Annotated in this window: 15 protein-coding genes; 6 read left to right on the forward strand and 9 right to left on the reverse strand. The window is 63.0% G+C overall.

What is annotated here, in order from left to right; genetic code table 11:
- The first annotated feature begins 43 nt into the window (after window positions 1–43).
- The 4 genes from doeA (at window position 44) to FJV83_RS01605 (ending at window position 4,129) form a co-directional block, all read left to right on the forward strand.
- Window positions 44–1,222: an ectoine hydrolase DoeA gene (gene doeA / locus FJV83_RS01590; RefSeq protein ID WP_142884880.1), complete on the forward strand. Its 1,179-nt coding sequence runs from the start codon at window positions 44–46 to the stop codon at window positions 1,220–1,222.
- A 5-nt stretch (window positions 1,223–1,227) separates the two neighbouring features.
- The gene (gene doeB, locus FJV83_RS01595; protein WP_142884881.1) at window positions 1,228–2,229 is read left to right on the forward strand and encodes a N(2)-acetyl-L-2,4-diaminobutanoate deacetylase DoeB; all 1,002 of its coding nucleotides are present in this window, start codon (window positions 1,228–1,230) and stop codon (window positions 2,227–2,229) included.
- Window positions 2,230–2,447: 218 nt separating this feature from the next.
- Complete coding sequence (locus tag FJV83_RS01600; protein ID WP_142884882.1) at window positions 2,448–3,569, forward strand: acyltransferase; 1,122 nt, start codon at window positions 2,448–2,450, stop codon at window positions 3,567–3,569.
- A gap of 167 nt (window positions 3,570–3,736) precedes the next feature.
- Window positions 3,737–4,129: an FCD domain-containing protein gene (locus FJV83_RS01605; RefSeq protein ID WP_246691774.1), complete on the forward strand. Its 393-nt coding sequence runs from the start codon at window positions 3,737–3,739 to the stop codon at window positions 4,127–4,129.
- Window positions 4,130–4,202: 73 nt separating this feature from the next.
- Here the strand turns inward: FJV83_RS01605 and FJV83_RS01610 are convergent, their stop codons facing one another.
- The 8 genes from FJV83_RS01610 to FJV83_RS01645 form a co-directional block, all read right to left on the reverse strand.
- Window positions 4,203–4,658: a MaoC/PaaZ C-terminal domain-containing protein gene (locus FJV83_RS01610; RefSeq protein ID WP_185973320.1), complete on the reverse strand. Its 456-nt coding sequence runs from the start codon at window positions 4,656–4,658 to the stop codon at window positions 4,203–4,205.
- Window positions 4,655–5,731 carry a Gfo/Idh/MocA family oxidoreductase gene (locus tag FJV83_RS01615; RefSeq protein ID WP_142884884.1) on the reverse strand — a complete coding sequence of 359 codons (1,077 nt, stop codon included), beginning with the start codon at window positions 5,729–5,731 and terminating at the stop codon, window positions 4,655–4,657. Before FJV83_RS01615 ends, FJV83_RS01610 begins: the two co-directional genes overlap by 4 nt.
- A complete protein-coding gene (locus FJV83_RS01620; protein WP_142875249.1) occupies window positions 5,724–6,053 on the reverse strand; it encodes an L-rhamnose mutarotase in 330 nt (109 codons plus the stop codon). Before FJV83_RS01620 ends, FJV83_RS01615 begins: the two co-directional genes overlap by 8 nt.
- A 9-nt stretch (window positions 6,054–6,062) precedes the next feature.
- Window positions 6,063–7,175, reverse strand: coding sequence for a mandelate racemase/muconate lactonizing enzyme family protein (locus tag FJV83_RS01625; RefSeq protein WP_142884885.1), 1,113 nt, complete (start codon window positions 7,173–7,175; stop codon window positions 6,063–6,065).
- 3 nt (window positions 7,176–7,178) lie between these two features.
- Window positions 7,179–8,276, reverse strand: a complete 1,098-nt coding sequence (gene ugpC / locus FJV83_RS01630) for a sn-glycerol-3-phosphate ABC transporter ATP-binding protein UgpC (RefSeq protein ID WP_095791169.1) — start codon at window positions 8,274–8,276, stop codon at window positions 7,179–7,181.
- Between the two features lie 4 nt (window positions 8,277–8,280).
- Window positions 8,281–9,147 (reverse strand): carbohydrate ABC transporter permease, encoded by an 867-nt coding sequence (locus FJV83_RS01635; RefSeq protein ID WP_038645102.1) that lies wholly within the window; start codon window positions 9,145–9,147, stop codon window positions 8,281–8,283.
- Entirely contained in the window at window positions 9,147–10,043 is an 897-nt protein-coding gene (locus FJV83_RS01640; RefSeq protein ID WP_095771268.1) for a sugar ABC transporter permease, read from the reverse strand. The genes FJV83_RS01635 and FJV83_RS01640 overlap by 1 nt, the downstream gene beginning before the upstream one ends.
- A 124-nt stretch (window positions 10,044–10,167) precedes the next feature.
- Window positions 10,168–11,487 carry a sugar ABC transporter substrate-binding protein gene (locus FJV83_RS01645; protein ID WP_142884886.1) on the reverse strand — a complete coding sequence of 440 codons (1,320 nt, stop codon included), beginning with the start codon at window positions 11,485–11,487 and terminating at the stop codon, window positions 10,168–10,170.
- 169 nt (window positions 11,488–11,656) lie between these two features.
- On the opposite strand from FJV83_RS01645, the gene FJV83_RS01650 reads away from it, so the two are divergent.
- Together FJV83_RS01650 and FJV83_RS01655 are read left to right on the forward strand one after the other, a co-directional pair.
- Entirely contained in the window at window positions 11,657–12,442 is a 786-nt protein-coding gene (locus FJV83_RS01650) for an IclR family transcriptional regulator (RefSeq protein WP_142884887.1), read from the forward strand.
- A 65-nt stretch (window positions 12,443–12,507) separates the two neighbouring features.
- Complete coding sequence (locus tag FJV83_RS01655) at window positions 12,508–13,347, forward strand: amidohydrolase (protein ID WP_142884888.1); 840 nt, start codon at window positions 12,508–12,510, stop codon at window positions 13,345–13,347.
- Window positions 13,348–13,409: 62 nt separating this feature from the next.
- On the opposite strand, the gene FJV83_RS01660 is transcribed toward FJV83_RS01655, so the two are convergent.
- Window positions 13,410–14,555 carry an extracellular solute-binding protein gene (locus tag FJV83_RS01660; RefSeq protein WP_142885059.1) on the reverse strand — a complete coding sequence of 382 codons (1,146 nt, stop codon included), beginning with the start codon at window positions 14,553–14,555 and terminating at the stop codon, window positions 13,410–13,412.

Below are 14,555 nucleotides of genomic sequence, written 5' to 3' on the forward strand. Positions count from 1 at the left end.
GTTGAAACAGGCTCCAGGACCCAACAAACGAGGAAGCAAAAGAATGCAACCGAACCTGAAATTCTCGCGCGGCGAATTTGCGGATCGCCTCGCCAAGACGCGGCGAGCCATGGAGGCCAAGGGCGTCGATCTCCTGATCGTCAGCGACCCTTCCAACATGGCCTGGCTGACCGGTTATGACGGCTGGTCCTTCTACGTGCACCAGGCGGTCATCGTGCCGCCCTCGGGCGAGCCCGTCTGGTACGGCCGCGGTCAGGACGCCAACGGCGCCAGGCGCACCGCCTATCTCGCGCAGGACAACATCGTCGGCTACGCCGACCACTATGTGCAGTCGACGGAACGCCATCCGATGGACTTCCTGTCCAGCGTGCTCGTCGATCGTGGTTGGGGCAAGCTCACCATCGGTGTCGAGATGGACAATTACTGGTTCTCCGCCGCCGCCTTCGCCTCGCTGCAGAAGCATCTGCCCAATGCCCGCTTCGTCGACGCCACTGCCCTGGTCAACTGGCAGCGCGCGGTGAAGAGCCCGACCGAGATCGACTACATGCGCAAGGCCGCCCGCATCGTCGAAGCCATGCACCAACGCATCTTCGACAGAATAGAGATCGGCATGCGCAAATGCGATCTCGTCGCCGAGATCTATGATGCCGGCACGCGCGGCGTCGACGGCATTGGCGGCGACTATCCGGCGATCGTGCCGCTGCTGCCGTCCGGCGTGGACGCCTCGGCGCCGCATCTGACCTGGGACGACCAGCCGATGAAGCGGGGCGAGGGCACCTTCTTCGAGATCGCCGGCTGCTACAACCGTTACCATTGTCCGCTGTCGCGCACCGTCTTCCTCGGCAAGCCGACGCAGGAGTTCCTCGATGCCGAGAAGGCGACACTGGAAGGCATGGAGGCGGGGCTCGCCGCCGCCAAGCCCGGCAACGCCTGCGAGGACATCGCCAATGCCTTCTTCGCCGTGCTGAAAAGGTATGGCATCGTCAAGGACAACCGCACCGGCTACTCGATCGGTCTGTCCTATCCGCCGGACTGGGGCGAACGCACGATGAGCCTGCGCCCCGGTGACCGCACCGAACTCAAGCCCGGCATGACCTTCCACTTCATGACCGGCCTCTGGCTGGAGACGATGGGGCTGGAGATCACCGAGTCCATCCTGATCACCGAAACCGGTGTAGAGTGCCTGGCCGATGTTCCGCGCAAACTGGTGGTGAAGAATTGAGCCCGATGTCCAGCCTCCGCCCGTCGCCGATCGCGCCGACTGTGGAATTCGATCGTGACGGCGTCCAGCACGGTTTGCTGCGCCTGCCTTACAGCCGCGACGACTCGGCCTGGGGCTCGGTGATGATTCCGATCTGCGTCGTCCGCAACGGCAAGGGACCGACGGCGCTGCTTTCCGGCGGCAACCACGGCGATGAGTATGAAGGGCCGCTGGCGCTCTACGATCTCGCCCGCACGCTCGACCCGAAAAATGTCAGCGGTACGGTGATCATCGTGCCGGCGATGAACTATCCAGCCTTCCGCGCCGGCACGCGGACCTCGCCGATCGACAAGGGCAACATGAACCGCAGCTTTCCCGGACGGCCGGACGGCACGGTGACCGAGAAGATCGCCGACTATTTCCAGCGTGAACTGCTGCCTCGAGCCGACATCGTCTTCGACTTTCATTCTGGGGGAAAGACGCTGGACTTCGTGCCGTTCTGCGCGGCCCACACACTGCCCGACAAGGCGCTGGAGCAGAAAGCCTTCGATGCGGTGGCGGCATTCTCGGCTCCGTTCTCGATGCGCATGATCGAAATCGACTCGGTCGGCATGTACGACACGGCGGCCGAGGAGATGGGCAAGGTCTTCGTCAGCACCGAACTGGGCGGTGGCGGCACCTCGCGTGCGCAAACCGTGCGTATCGCGCGGCGCGGCATTCTCAATGTGCTGCGCCATGCCGGCATCGTGGATGGCGCGGTCGAGAAGAGCAGAACTCGATGGCTGGACATGCCGTCAGGCGATTGCTTCTCCTTCGCCGAGGAGGACGGCATGATCGAAACCATGGTCGATCTCGGCGAGCCCATCGAAGAGGGCGCGGTGCTGGCACGGATCCATTCGGTTGGCCGCACAGGCATTGCCCCGCAGGAGATCCGGGCAAAAATGCCGGGCATGTTGGCGGCACGGCATTTTCCCGGCCTGGTCAAGGCCGGGGACTGCGCGGCGGTGGTAGCCGTGGAGGTCGATTGATCGACACGGCTGCGTCCCGGTACATCCCGCGCGGTTTCCGGCGATTGCGGCTGGCCGCGCCGGACATCAATTTTCTCCATCTGATGGAAGTGTAAATTAACGAGAGGCAGACAAACTAGGCATTGGCGAGCGGACCCTCGCTCTGCGGCCACGGTTGCGGGTATTGGACCGCGCGACATGGCGATGATCGTTGAACGCCCGGACGCCTGGTCTGAATCATGAGATCTTCGACTGGAGAACACTATCCGGCGCTGGACCATGTTCGTGGCCTAGCGGCCTTCCTGGTCTTCACCTGGCATTTCCTCCATCAGTCTCCCGAGGGGCCGGTGCCCTATGATTTCGTGCCTGCCGTGCCCATTTTCAGCCTGCTGGATGAGGGGTTCACCGGCGTTTCATTGTTCATGGCGCTCTCCGGCTACCTGTTCGCCAAGCTTCTTGATGGGAAACAAGTCAGCTATCTGCCCTTCTTCGCCAACCGGGCGCTGAGGTTGCTTCCGCTCTTGCTGGCCGTGATAGCCGTCGAGGCTTGCCGCGTATCTATGGCGGGCCAACCCCTGGGCGGCTATTTCACCGACGTCGGGAAGGGGGTGATCTTTCCCACCCTCCCGAACGGCGGTTGGTCGATAACCGTGGAAGCTCACTTCTACATCCTGCTGCCGTTCCTGCTGATGGCGTCCAGACGCTTCCTGTTCGCCCCTTTGCTGTTCATCGCTGCAGCCATTTTGCTGAGGTGGGCGCTTTACGCGCAGTTCGGCGAGGTGCAGTTGGCGGCGGCCTGGACCATCATTGGCCATGCCGATCAGTTCCTCGCCGGCATCCTTGCCTTCCATCTCCGCGCCTATGCGAAGGACCGGCACTGGCTGGCGCTGGCCGTACTGCTGGCCTTTTCGGGGTTCTTCTGGTGGTTCGATGCCGCCGGGGGATTCTACCAGCTACAGCGATACCCCTCGCCACATTGGATATGGATCATCCTGCCGACGGTGGAGGCGGCGGCCTATTCATTTGGGATCGCCTATTACGACACGAGCTTTCCAAGGAAGCGAACAGGCTTGCCGTTCAAGATCCTGGAGAAGGCTGGGGCCTACAGCTATTCGATCTATCTCCTGCACCTGTTCTTCGTCATGCAGCTGGCGGCGTTCATAAACACGAACATCATGGGCATAAGCAATTTCTACATTGCCTGCCTCTGGTCCTTGCTGTGTTTCCTGGCGACGATCCCGATCGGCTATCTCAGCTACACCTGCATCGAAGCGCCATTTCTGCGCCTGCGCATACGGTATGCGGAGCCAGCCGTACCTGATCCGGTCCTGTTCAAGGATCGGCCGGCCACGGCAGCATAGGCGCCACGCCTCCGCGGGGCAGAGCCCTGCAAAGATATTCGACAGAGACCATCGGCGCGGGGGGCATCTCGCTATCAACGCTGGCCAGTCTGCAGCGGGCCCGCGCATGTCGCACGGATGGACGGGGCCGAGATCAGCGAAATCTACGCGGTGCGCGAATTGCTCGAATGCGAGCGCTCCGCCTCTCCATTCCGGCTTTGTTGGACGGCAATCTCGATGAGGCTGAACAGGTGCTCGACCAGATCGACGCGGAGCGCAATGTCGGCCGCTGGGGTGCGCTGAACCGAACCTTTCACCTGTCGCTCTACGCTGCCTGCGGCAATCAGCGTCTGCTCGGCCTGATCGAGGCGCATCACAACGCGGCCGATCGCTATGTCCGCATCCTCTTGTCCAACCTCGACCATCGCGCCCGCTCGCAGGCGGAACATCGCGACCTGCTGGCCGCCTGCCGCCGGCGCGACGGCAAGAAGGCCGTGAGCATTCTGCCGCAGCACCTGCGCGAAGGAAGCGATACGCTCGTCAATGCGATAGAGGGCGGCGGCCTGTCGCGAAAATCATAGTCGGGATGGTCCTGCTGCTCGGGGCTTGAGCGCATCACCGCGCGCGACCGGTTCGTAAGAACCGCGCTGTTTTTCAGCTCTGCGCCGGCTTGCGTTCGACGACGTAGATATGATCGGCCGCGAGTACCACTTCGCCGCGCTGGTTGATCACCTCGCAGCGTTCGATCACGCGTCCCGAGCCCGGCCGCTTGGGATCGTCCTCCTTGGCCGTAATGGTGGTGCGCGTGCGGATCGTGTCGCCGATGAACACCGGCTTGATGAAGCGCAGCCGGTCATAGCCATAGGAGAACGCGACGGGGTTGATAATGCTTGCCGTCAGCCCGATGCCGACCGAGAACACCAGCGTGCCATGCGCGATGCGCTGGCCGAACGGCGTCGTCTTCATGTATTCGGCGTCCATGTGGTGCGGAAAGAAATCGCCGGTGTGGCCGGCATGGACGACGAAGTCGGTCTCGGTGATGGTGCGGCCGCTGGTCAGCCGCGAAGAGCCGATCTCATAGTCCTCGAAATAGGTGATCTGTTCCATCAGGGTCTTTCCGCGATCGGCGTCGCCGGCGCCGCGCTCGATCTATAGGCGGCTTCCACCAGCGCCATTGTGCTCCAGGCGTCCTCGACCGAGCTGACCAGTTCGCCGTCTTCTCCTGCCGCAAAGCGCTGCACATTGGCCATGCGCCCGACGAAGGCGTCGGGGAACCATTCGCCGGCAAGCGGTATCGCGATCCAGTCCGTTGCGCCCTTCGGATGGATTTCCAGAATGTCCGGTTCGCCCCGGGGATAGTCGAGGTTGAGGCCGAGCTTGAGATAGGCCGCGCCCTCGGTGCCGCAGATGCGGAACTCGCAGGCCTGGTGGCGGCGGCCGAATTTGTGGTCATGGTTGATCGACAGCGCGCAGCGCACCCTGTCGCCATAGTCGAGAATGGCGCTGGTGCGGGTCTGCGCCACCTTGTGGTTGGGATGACCGAGCGTCTTGGCGTGGATGCCCTTGGGATCGCCGAGCAATTGCCTGATCAGGTCGAGATAATGGATCGAGTGCATGGCGATCTCGACGCGCGGCGCCTTGAGCAGGAATTCCCACAACTCCCACGGTGTTGCCAGCGCCAGCCAGGCATCGAAGTCGACGACTTCACCGAGCCAGCCCCTGGCGACGGCGTCCTTGAGCGCCAGCATCATCGGCGCGAAGCGCAGCTGAAAGTTCACCGCCGCCTTGAGGTTCTTGGCGCGGCAGATTTCGAGGATTTCGGTTGCCTCGCCGAGATAGTTGCCCATAGGCTTCTGGATCAGCGCGACCGCAGCGTCGGGCAGAGCTTCCAGGATCTCGGCGTGCCGTCCCGGCGGGGTCGCCAGATCGAAGATCGCATCCTGGACAGATGCGGCTTCGTCGACCGAACGGAACGCCGTCACGCCCCATTTTTCGGCCAGGGTTTTCGCCTTGGCCTGGTCCGGATCATAGAGGCCGGCAATCGGAAAGCCGGCTTTGCGATAGGCGGGAAAATGCGCGTCGCCGACGATCGATCCGGCACCGAAAGTGACGATCGGGCGAGGCTTCGAGGGTTTTGGCCAGGACTGGACGAGTAAGGCAGGGTCGAAACCGCCCTCAGTCATAGTGGAAGACCTCGTCCGTGCTGGCCCACCATTCGCCCTCCTTGCGGGTCGAGAGCGGCTCCTGGCATGGTATGCAGACCGCCCACCATTCCTGCGTCTTCGGGTCGGCTGCCATCTTGGCCATGTCGGCCGCATAGTCGGTGCCATGATATTCGAAATAGGAGAACAGCAGGTTCTCCGGCCGCTTCAGATAGATCGAATAATTCTTGATGTTGCAGGCCGAGATCATGGTCAGCACGTCGGGCCAGACGGCGGCATGCAGGCGGACATACTCCTCGACCTTTTCCGGCTTCAACCCAAGCACCATGCCCATTCGCTGCATATCCGACTCCTATCTGGTGATCGCCGTGGTGAATTCGGCGATGCTCATGGCCTTGACCGCGTCCCAGTCCCAGTCGATGCCGATGCCGGGTTCGTCGGGCGCCAGCGCATGCCCATCCTCGATGCGCATATGCTTGCCGGTCAACTGGTCGAGTTGCGGAATGTACTCGACATACCTGCCGTTCTGAACCGCGCAGGTCAAGCTGACATGCAGCTCCATCAGGAAATGCGGGCAGACCGGAATGTCGAAGGCCTCTGCCGCATGGGCGATCTTGAGCCATGGCGTGATGCCGCCGATGCGGCCGACATCGACCTGCACGATCGAGCAGGCGCCTTTCTGCATATATTCGCGGAAATGGCGGATCGAATAGACCGACTCGCCAATGGCGATCGGCGTCTGCGTCGAGTTGGACAACCTGATATGGCCGTCAACATCGTCGGCCGGCAGCGGCTCCTCGATCCAGGCGAGATCGAGTTCGCGCAGCCGCGCCGCGCGCCGGATCGCCTCGTCGACCGAAAACCCCTGGTTGGCATCGGTCATGATCTCGTAGCCGTCGCCCACCGCCTTGCGCACCGCCGACAGGCGGGCGAGATCTTCCGACCCGTGCGGCCTGCCGATCTTCACCTTTGAGCCGCGGAAGCCCTTGGCCTTGGCGGCCAGTGCGTCGTCGACAAGTGCTGCCGTCTCGATGTGCAGCCAGCCGCCCTCGGTGGTGTAGAGCGGGCAGCGATCCTTGGCACCGCCGGCCAGTTTCCACAGCGGCAGGTTCTGCTTCTTCGCCCTGAGATCCCAGAGCGCCGTATCGATCGCCGCGATAGCAATGGCGGTGATCGCACCGATGGTGGTCGCATGGGTGGCGAATTCGAGATCGTGCCAGATCGCCTCGATCATGTCGGGGTCTTGGCCGATCAGGCGTGGCGCCAGATGGTCGGACAAGAGCCGCATCACCGAGGAGCCGCCGGTGCCGATCGTGTAGCTGTAACCGGTGCCGACCGCGCCGTCGGAATCGGTGATGGTGACGATCGGCGTTTCCTGGCTGACGAAACTCTGGATGGCGTCGGTGCGCTTGACCTTGGGCACAAGGTCCACCATCCGCAGTTCGACTTTCTCGATTCTAGCCATCGGTCAGCTCCGCAATGTCTTTCCGGTCTCGGCGGCAAACAGATGCGCCTGCGACAGGTCGAGGCTCATCGCCACCCGCTCGCCGGAGCGCAACGGGCGCGGGTTCAGCATGCGCGAAACCCAGTCCGTGCCGTTGAACTCGACGAACACCAGCGTCTCGTTGCCGAGCGGTTCGGTGACGGTGATCGGCAGCTCGATCTGATGGACGTCGGCCGCGCCGCCGGAGCTGATGCCATGGCCGGTCGGATAGATGTCATCAGGCCGCAGACCGAACACGACCTTGTCGCCGGTCGCGACATTGGCCTTGAACTGGGCGGGCAGCGGCAGCTTTTCGCCGCTGGCGAAAACCAGTTGGCCGTCGTCGACAGTCGCCTCGTGCAAATTCATCGGCGGCGAACCGATGAAGCCGGCGACGAAGCGTGTCGCCGGGCGGCGGAAGACTTCGTCTGGCGTGCCGACCTGTTCGATATGGCCGTCGCGCATGATGACGATGCGGTCGGCAAGCGTCATCGCCTCGACCTGGTCGTGGGTGACGTAGATCACCGTCGATTGCACCTTGGCATGGAGCTTCTTGATCTCGGTGCGCATCTGCGTCCTGAGCTTGGCGTCGAGATTGGAAAGCGGCTCGTCGAAGAGAAACACGTCAGGGTCGCGCACGATGGCGCGGCCCATGGCGACGCGCTGGCGCTGGCCGCCCGACAGTTGCGACGGGCGGCGGTCGAGCAGCGTATCGAGGCCGAGAATGGCCGAGGCCTCGGCGACGCGGCGCTCCATGTCTTCCTTGGCCGCGCCGGCGATCTTCAGCGAGAAGCCGAGGTTTTCGCGCACCGTCATATGCGGATAGAGCGCATAGGACTGGAACACCATCGAGATGTTGCGCGAGCGCGGCGGCAGATCGTTGACGATACGTCCGCCGATCTCGATCGAGCCGGCGCTGATTTCTTCCAGTCCGGCGATCATGCGCAAAGTCGTCGACTTTCCGCAGCCCGACGGGCCGACCAGCGCGATGAATTCGCGGTCGGCGATATCGAGATCGATGCCATGCACGATCCCGATATTGCCGTAGCGCTTGGTCAGCTTTTTGAGGGAAACGGTTGCCATGGGATCAGCCTTTCACCGCGCCGGAGGTCAGGCCGCCGACAAGGTGTTTCTGGACGATGTAGGTGAGGGTGAGTGCGGGAATGATCATCACCACGGCCAGCGCGCACATGCCGCGCCAGTCGATGGTGAATTCGGCCGTGTAGTCGAGCAGGCCGACCGGCAGCGTCTTGGCGCTCACCGAACGGGTCAGCTGCGAAGCCAGCGCGAACTCGTTCCAGCAGGTCAGGAAGGCAAAGATGGCGGCGGAAGCGATGCCCGGTCCGGCGAGCGGAAACTCGACCTGCCAGAAAGCCTGCCAGCGCGTGCAGCCATCGATTTGTGCTGCCTCCGCGAGGTCTTTCGGCACCTGGCGGAAGAAGCCGTCGATCAGCCAGATGGTGAACGGCACGTTGAGCGCGACATAGGCCAGGATCAGCCCGAAATGCGTGTCGATGATGCCGAGCCGCACATAGAGGAAGAACAAAGGCAGCGACAGCGCGATGCCAGGCACCGTGCGCGTCAGCATCAGGCCGAGGAACACGCTCGATTTGCCGCGGAAGCGGTAGCGCGCGAAGGCATAGCCGCCGGCCATGCCGATGGCCACCGCAATGATCGTCGAGGTCACCGAGATGATCAGCGAATTGCGGAAATATTCGATGACCGGGATGCCGCCTTTGCCGATGCCTGAGAACATTGCGATGTAAGCGTCGAACGAGATCTCCTGCGGGATCCACACCGGCGGCTTGGCCATGATCTCGACGGTCGGCCGGAGAGAGGACAGCACGATCCAGAGGCCGGGCAGGCAGATCGTCAGCATCGCCAGGAACAGGCCGACGCGATGGACGATGCCCAGCAGCCGGCGCTTCAGGCGGGCGGAAGAATTCTCGTCCATCACCACTCCGCACCGATCTGCGTGCGCGCCGCGGCGAGCTTGTTGAAGAAATAGACGGTGAAGGCGATCGACAGCAGGATCGAGAAGTAGGCCATGGCGTTCGCCATGCCCATGCGGCCGTCGCTGTAGGCGGTGCGTGCCACCAGCGTCCACAACAGCTCGGTGCGGCCCGCCGGTCCGCCATCGGTCATGATCTTGACGATGTCATAGGCGCGCGCCACGTCGAGCGAACGGATGGTCATGGCGATATAGGCGAAAGGCATGACGAACGGCCACGTCACATAGCGGAAGGTCTGCCACGGCGTGCAACCATCGACCCGCGCCGCCTCGATCGGTTCCTTGGGCATTGCGAGCAGTCCGGCGAGGATCAGGATCGCGAAGATCGCGGTCGACGACCATATCTCGGCGACCGAGATGGCGATGAAGGCGAGGTGGCCCTCGATCAGCCACGGGATGGCATCCCTGGTGATGCCGAGCGACTGCAGGGCGTTGTTCACCAGGCCGATATTGTCGTTGAACATGAACTTGAACTGGAAGCCGACGAGGATCGGCGAGAACATCATCGGAAACATCATCAGCGTGCGCAGGATGCGCTGGCCGCGCGTCGCCTTCTCGACCAGCATGGCGAGCCCCAGGCCTAGCAGCATTTCGAGATTGAGCGCGATGGTCAGCAGCAGCACCGTGCGCCCGAACGCCCACCAGAAATCGGAGTTGGCCAGGATCGAGAGATAGTTCCTGAAGCCGACGAAGACGAAGAACGTTTCGGGCCTGGTCAGGCGGAACGGTGTGAAGCTGGAATAGAGCGACAGAAGCAGCGGCACGACGACGACCGCGGCCAGCACGATGAAGGCTGGAAGCAGCAGCAGAAATGGCGCCGATGGCTTGAAGCCCTTCATCAGAATCCTGTGGGGTTTTGCATTGCATGGGTGGGGCACCGAAAGGCGATGTGCATCGCGGAGCTTCCGACGAGACGCGATCGCCTCCCCCATTCGTCATGGGGGAGGCAGCCTTGGGACTGTTCTAAAGCTTGCCGGCATCCTGCAGGATCTGCGTCGCCTTGGCGGCGGCTTCGTCCAATGCCTGCTTGGAGGTCTTGTCGCCCAGGATCGCCGCCTGCAGCTCAGGATAGACGGCGTTCGAAATCTCGATCCACTCAGGCGTCTGCGGCACGGCGAAGGCGTGCTTGGCTTCTTCCTGGAAGGCGGAGAGAACCTCCTTCTTGTAGGGGTCGTTTTCGGCCTGCTTCAGGTCCCAATCCCACACGGCCGTGCGTGTCGGCAGCGGGCCTGCTACGGCTTCCAGTTTCTGGCTGTCCTCATTGGTCAGCCACCAAACCAGCGAGGCTGCGGCCTCCTTGTTCGGGCAGTTCTCGGTCACCGAGAAACCGTGGAAACCGGACCAGCCGGTGCGCTTGCCGGAAGAACCCTTCGGCGCGACCTTCACGCCGACATTGCCCGCCACCTTCGACGACTTCGGGTCGTTGAAGAAGCCGGCCCAGCCCGGCCAGTCCAAATTGATGGCGACGGTGCCCGAGGCAAAGCCCTGGCCGAGATCGTCCCAGAGATAGTTGGTCGTTCCGGCCGGCACGGCCTTGGCCTTGTAGAGATTGACGAACCAGTCGAGCGCCCGGATGCCGGCCTCCGAGTTGAAGACCGGCTTGCCGTCCTTGTCGAGATACTCGCCGCCCTCGGCGACCACCATCTCGTAGAAGCGGCCATTGATCGCCTCTTCCTTGCCGGCGAACTGCGTGCCGTAGAAATTGGGCGGGTTGGCGAAGAACTCGGCCTGGTCGGTGACTTCCTTCCAGCTGTCCGGAGGCACCAAATCATAGCCGTATTTGGCCTTGAACTTGGCCTTGTTGTCGGCGTTCTCGTAGAGGCTCTTCTGGTAGTAGAGCGCCGAGACGTCGAACTGCGCGCGCGGCAGCATCTCGAGCTTGCCGTCGATGGTTGCCGCCTTGATCGTCGACGGCACGAAGGCGTCGATCTCTTCCTTGGGTAGCAATTTGCTGAGGTCTGTGTAGAGGCCGGTATATTGCGGCGCGAAGGACGAATGGTTCCAGCCGACGCACCAGTTGGTGCTGCCAGAGGCGATGTCGGACTTCAACTCCTTGTCGATGTCGAAGCCATTCTTCTTGGTCAGGATGTTGACCTTGGCGTCGGTGGCCTTCTCCCATTCAGGAATGCGCTCATAGAGCTTTTCATATTGCTGGCCGCCGATCAGTTTCACGTCGACGGTGACGCCTTCGAACTTGCCGGGCAGGTCGCCGGCAAGGGCCGTGCCTGCACCGAATGCAAGCACCAATGCGCCGGCGGAGACGCCGGAAAGCAGTCTGTTCATTGGTTTCCTCCCTGGGTGCGCCTTAGCGGCGACCGCAACCTGTCCACGTGACAGGAAATGCGACATTCATATACAAACAAAACATTCATACGTACGTCAAGGCGAAATTTGTTTCCGCCGGCCGCATTCCTGCGTATATGAAGAATCGAATTCACTGGAGGGATGAGCCATGGACGACAGCGAAGACGAGCGCTACCGCGCGCCGGCGCTCGACAAGGGGCTCGACATCCTCGAACTGCTGGCCGGCGTCGACGGAGGCCTGACCCAGGCCGAAATCGCCAAGAAACTCGACCGCAGCCCGAACGAATTCTATCGCATGCTCGACCGGCTGGTGCGGCGCGGCTATGTCACAAGGCTGGATGGTGACCGCTATTCGCTGACGCTGAAACTGTTCGGCCTGGCGCAACTGCACGCTCCGGTGCGGCGGCTGGTTTCCTACGCCACGCCGCTGATGCGCGAACTGGCCGAGACCTCGCAGCAGGCCAATCAACTCGTTGTTTTTGATCGCGGTTCCGCCGTCGTCATCGCCCAACAGGAGGCGCCGGACTACTGGGGCATCTCGATCCGGGTGGGTTCCCACATCAGCCTGTTCGACACCGGTTCGGGCCATGTACTGCTTGCCTTCCGCTCGCAGGAAGAGCGGCAGATGATGATCTCCGAACACGTCCGCAGCACCGACAAGACGGCCCAATCGACCGAGTTCTTCACCCGGCTCGACCAGATCCGCGACCGTGGCTACGAGATGATGGCCTCGATGCAGACCGCCGGCGTCTTCAACCTGTCGGCTCCGGTGCGCAGTTCCGACGGCAAGGCCATCGCCGCCCTGTCCATCCCCTACATTACCGTGGTCAATGCGCCGTCCGCGCCCGATATCACCAGGACGATCGAGCTGTTGCTGGCGACGTGCGAGAAGCTGTCGCATCTGGCCGGATCGGCTGTAGGGTCGGCAGCATAAATTCTTATTTGAATGAAGAATTCCTCCGTGAGATGATTTGACAACGCCAATTTGGAGGAGCTCCAGTGATCATCGACACCCATCTGCATCTCATCGATCGCTCGGCCTTGCGCTATCCCTGGCTTGCCGGCGTGCCGCCGCTCAACCGCGATTTCTCCTACGAGGACTATGCCACCGAGGCGCAGCGTGTCGGCGTCGAGCGCGTGCTGCACATGGAGGTCGATGTCGATCCGGCTGACATTGAAGCCGAGACCGCACGGGTGGAAGGTCTGTCGCGACAGGCCGGCAGCATGCTGGTCGGGGCGATCGCGTCCTGCCGGCCGGAAGACGCGGATTTCCCGGCCTATCTCGAAAGGCAGCGGGCAAATCCTTTCGTCAGGGGTTTCCGCCGCGTGCTCCATGTCATGCCCGATGATCTGTCGGAAGGCGCGGTGTTTCGTGACAACATCAAGCGGCTTGGCGGCATGGGCCTGACTTTCGATCTCGTCGTGCTGCCGCACCAGATTCCGAAAGCAATAGCGCTGGCCGACCTCGCACCCGACGTCCAGTTCGTTCTCGACCATTGCGGCGTCCCCGACATCAAGGGCGGAGCCGAGCATCCCTGGCGCGAGCATATGAGCGAGATCGCGCGGCGTCCGAACGTCATGGCCAAGATTTCCGGTGTGGTCGCCTATGCCGATTCCGGCAGCTGGACGGTAGGCACGCTGCGGCCCTATGTCGAGCACAGCATCGCTGCGTTCGGCTGGGACCGTGTGGTCTGGGGCAGCGACTGGCCGGTCTGCACGCTTGGTGGCGGCTTGTCGACCTGGGTGGCAGCGACCCACGCGCTGCTTTCCGGTTGCAGCGTCGCGGAGCGCGACAGGTTGCTGTCGGGCAATGCCCGCAAGCTCTGGCGGTTGGAATAGTTGGATTTGCCTCGGCGTCTCGCCGGGGCGTAGCCCGGACGTTCTCCTCCGCCCGGTTTCGTTCAGGCTCCTCTCTCAGCAGCGCCGGACACCTGCGCGGCGGCACTCTCCCGGAACAGGCCGACGAGATCAGCGACGACCCGGGCGGCTTTGTGCCCGGAGGTCATGGCCGACAGGATGCGGTCGGACGCCGCCTGCTGGAACGCCATGTAGCCGTCATGACGCGGCCGCACCCATGCGCCCTCCAGCGTCGCGCGCGTGCCGCGATAAAAATTGCCGGTCGCGGCATTGACGGTCTGGTCCTCCCAGGCGGCAGCATGGCCTGGTTGGCCACCGGCAGCAGCATAGGCGCCGCGCTGCACGTCGCCGCTGGCGACCCAATAGGCGAAGTCCGTCGCTGCATCTTTCGCCTTGGAAAAGGCTGACACCGCTATGCCCGTGCCGCCGAGCGCTGAGCCGATAGGGCCGCTGGAGCCGACAGCCGGGATGTCGGTGAAGGCCAGCCGGTGCGCGCGAAACCCTGACATCGCATAGGAAACGTAGCCGTAGATGAGTGGAGCGCAGACAATGCGGGAATCGGCCTCCGCCATGCGTTCGGAAACCGCGATCGGATCCATCTCCAAACAGGCCGGGTCGACCACCGCGGCGATCTCTCGCATCATCTCGAAGACTTCGCAGCCGGTCTCGCTATCGATGAGATCGCGGGACGGATCGGTCGCGCAAGCGTGCCCGAGATTGCCGGCAAGCGTATAGAACACCATCAGCGCATGCGGCGGTCGCAACGGCAAAAGCACGCGGCCTTGCCGGGCGAGGTCGAGCACCTCGCTCCAGCGCGCCGGCGGCGTGCCGATCGCGTCCGGCCGCCATGCCTGGACCTGGCTGGCCGCATCGATCGGAAACGCCCATTGCCGCTCTTGCCAGGCGTAGCTCGGATAGGACTGGCCGACGCTGCCCGAAGCGAGCGCTGCGCGCTCGGCCTCGCGGCCGGCGACATCCAGCGGCGCGAGGCAGCGTTCCGCCGTGATCTGGCCGACATGCGGGTGGTCGATGACAATCAGATCATAGGCGCGCGCCAGTTCCTCGACCGGAAAGGACTCGAAATCCTGCAGCGAGCGCTTGTCCCAGTGGACGGCGACGCCGGTCTTCTGCTGCCAAAGCGACGAGCAGGCGACCATCGGATCATAGCCGCGCGGATGGCTCCAGGTCAT

The sequence above is a fragment of the Mesorhizobium sp. WSM4307 genome, from assembly GCF_007003945.1.
Lineage (GTDB): Bacteria > Pseudomonadota > Alphaproteobacteria > Rhizobiales > Rhizobiaceae > Mesorhizobium.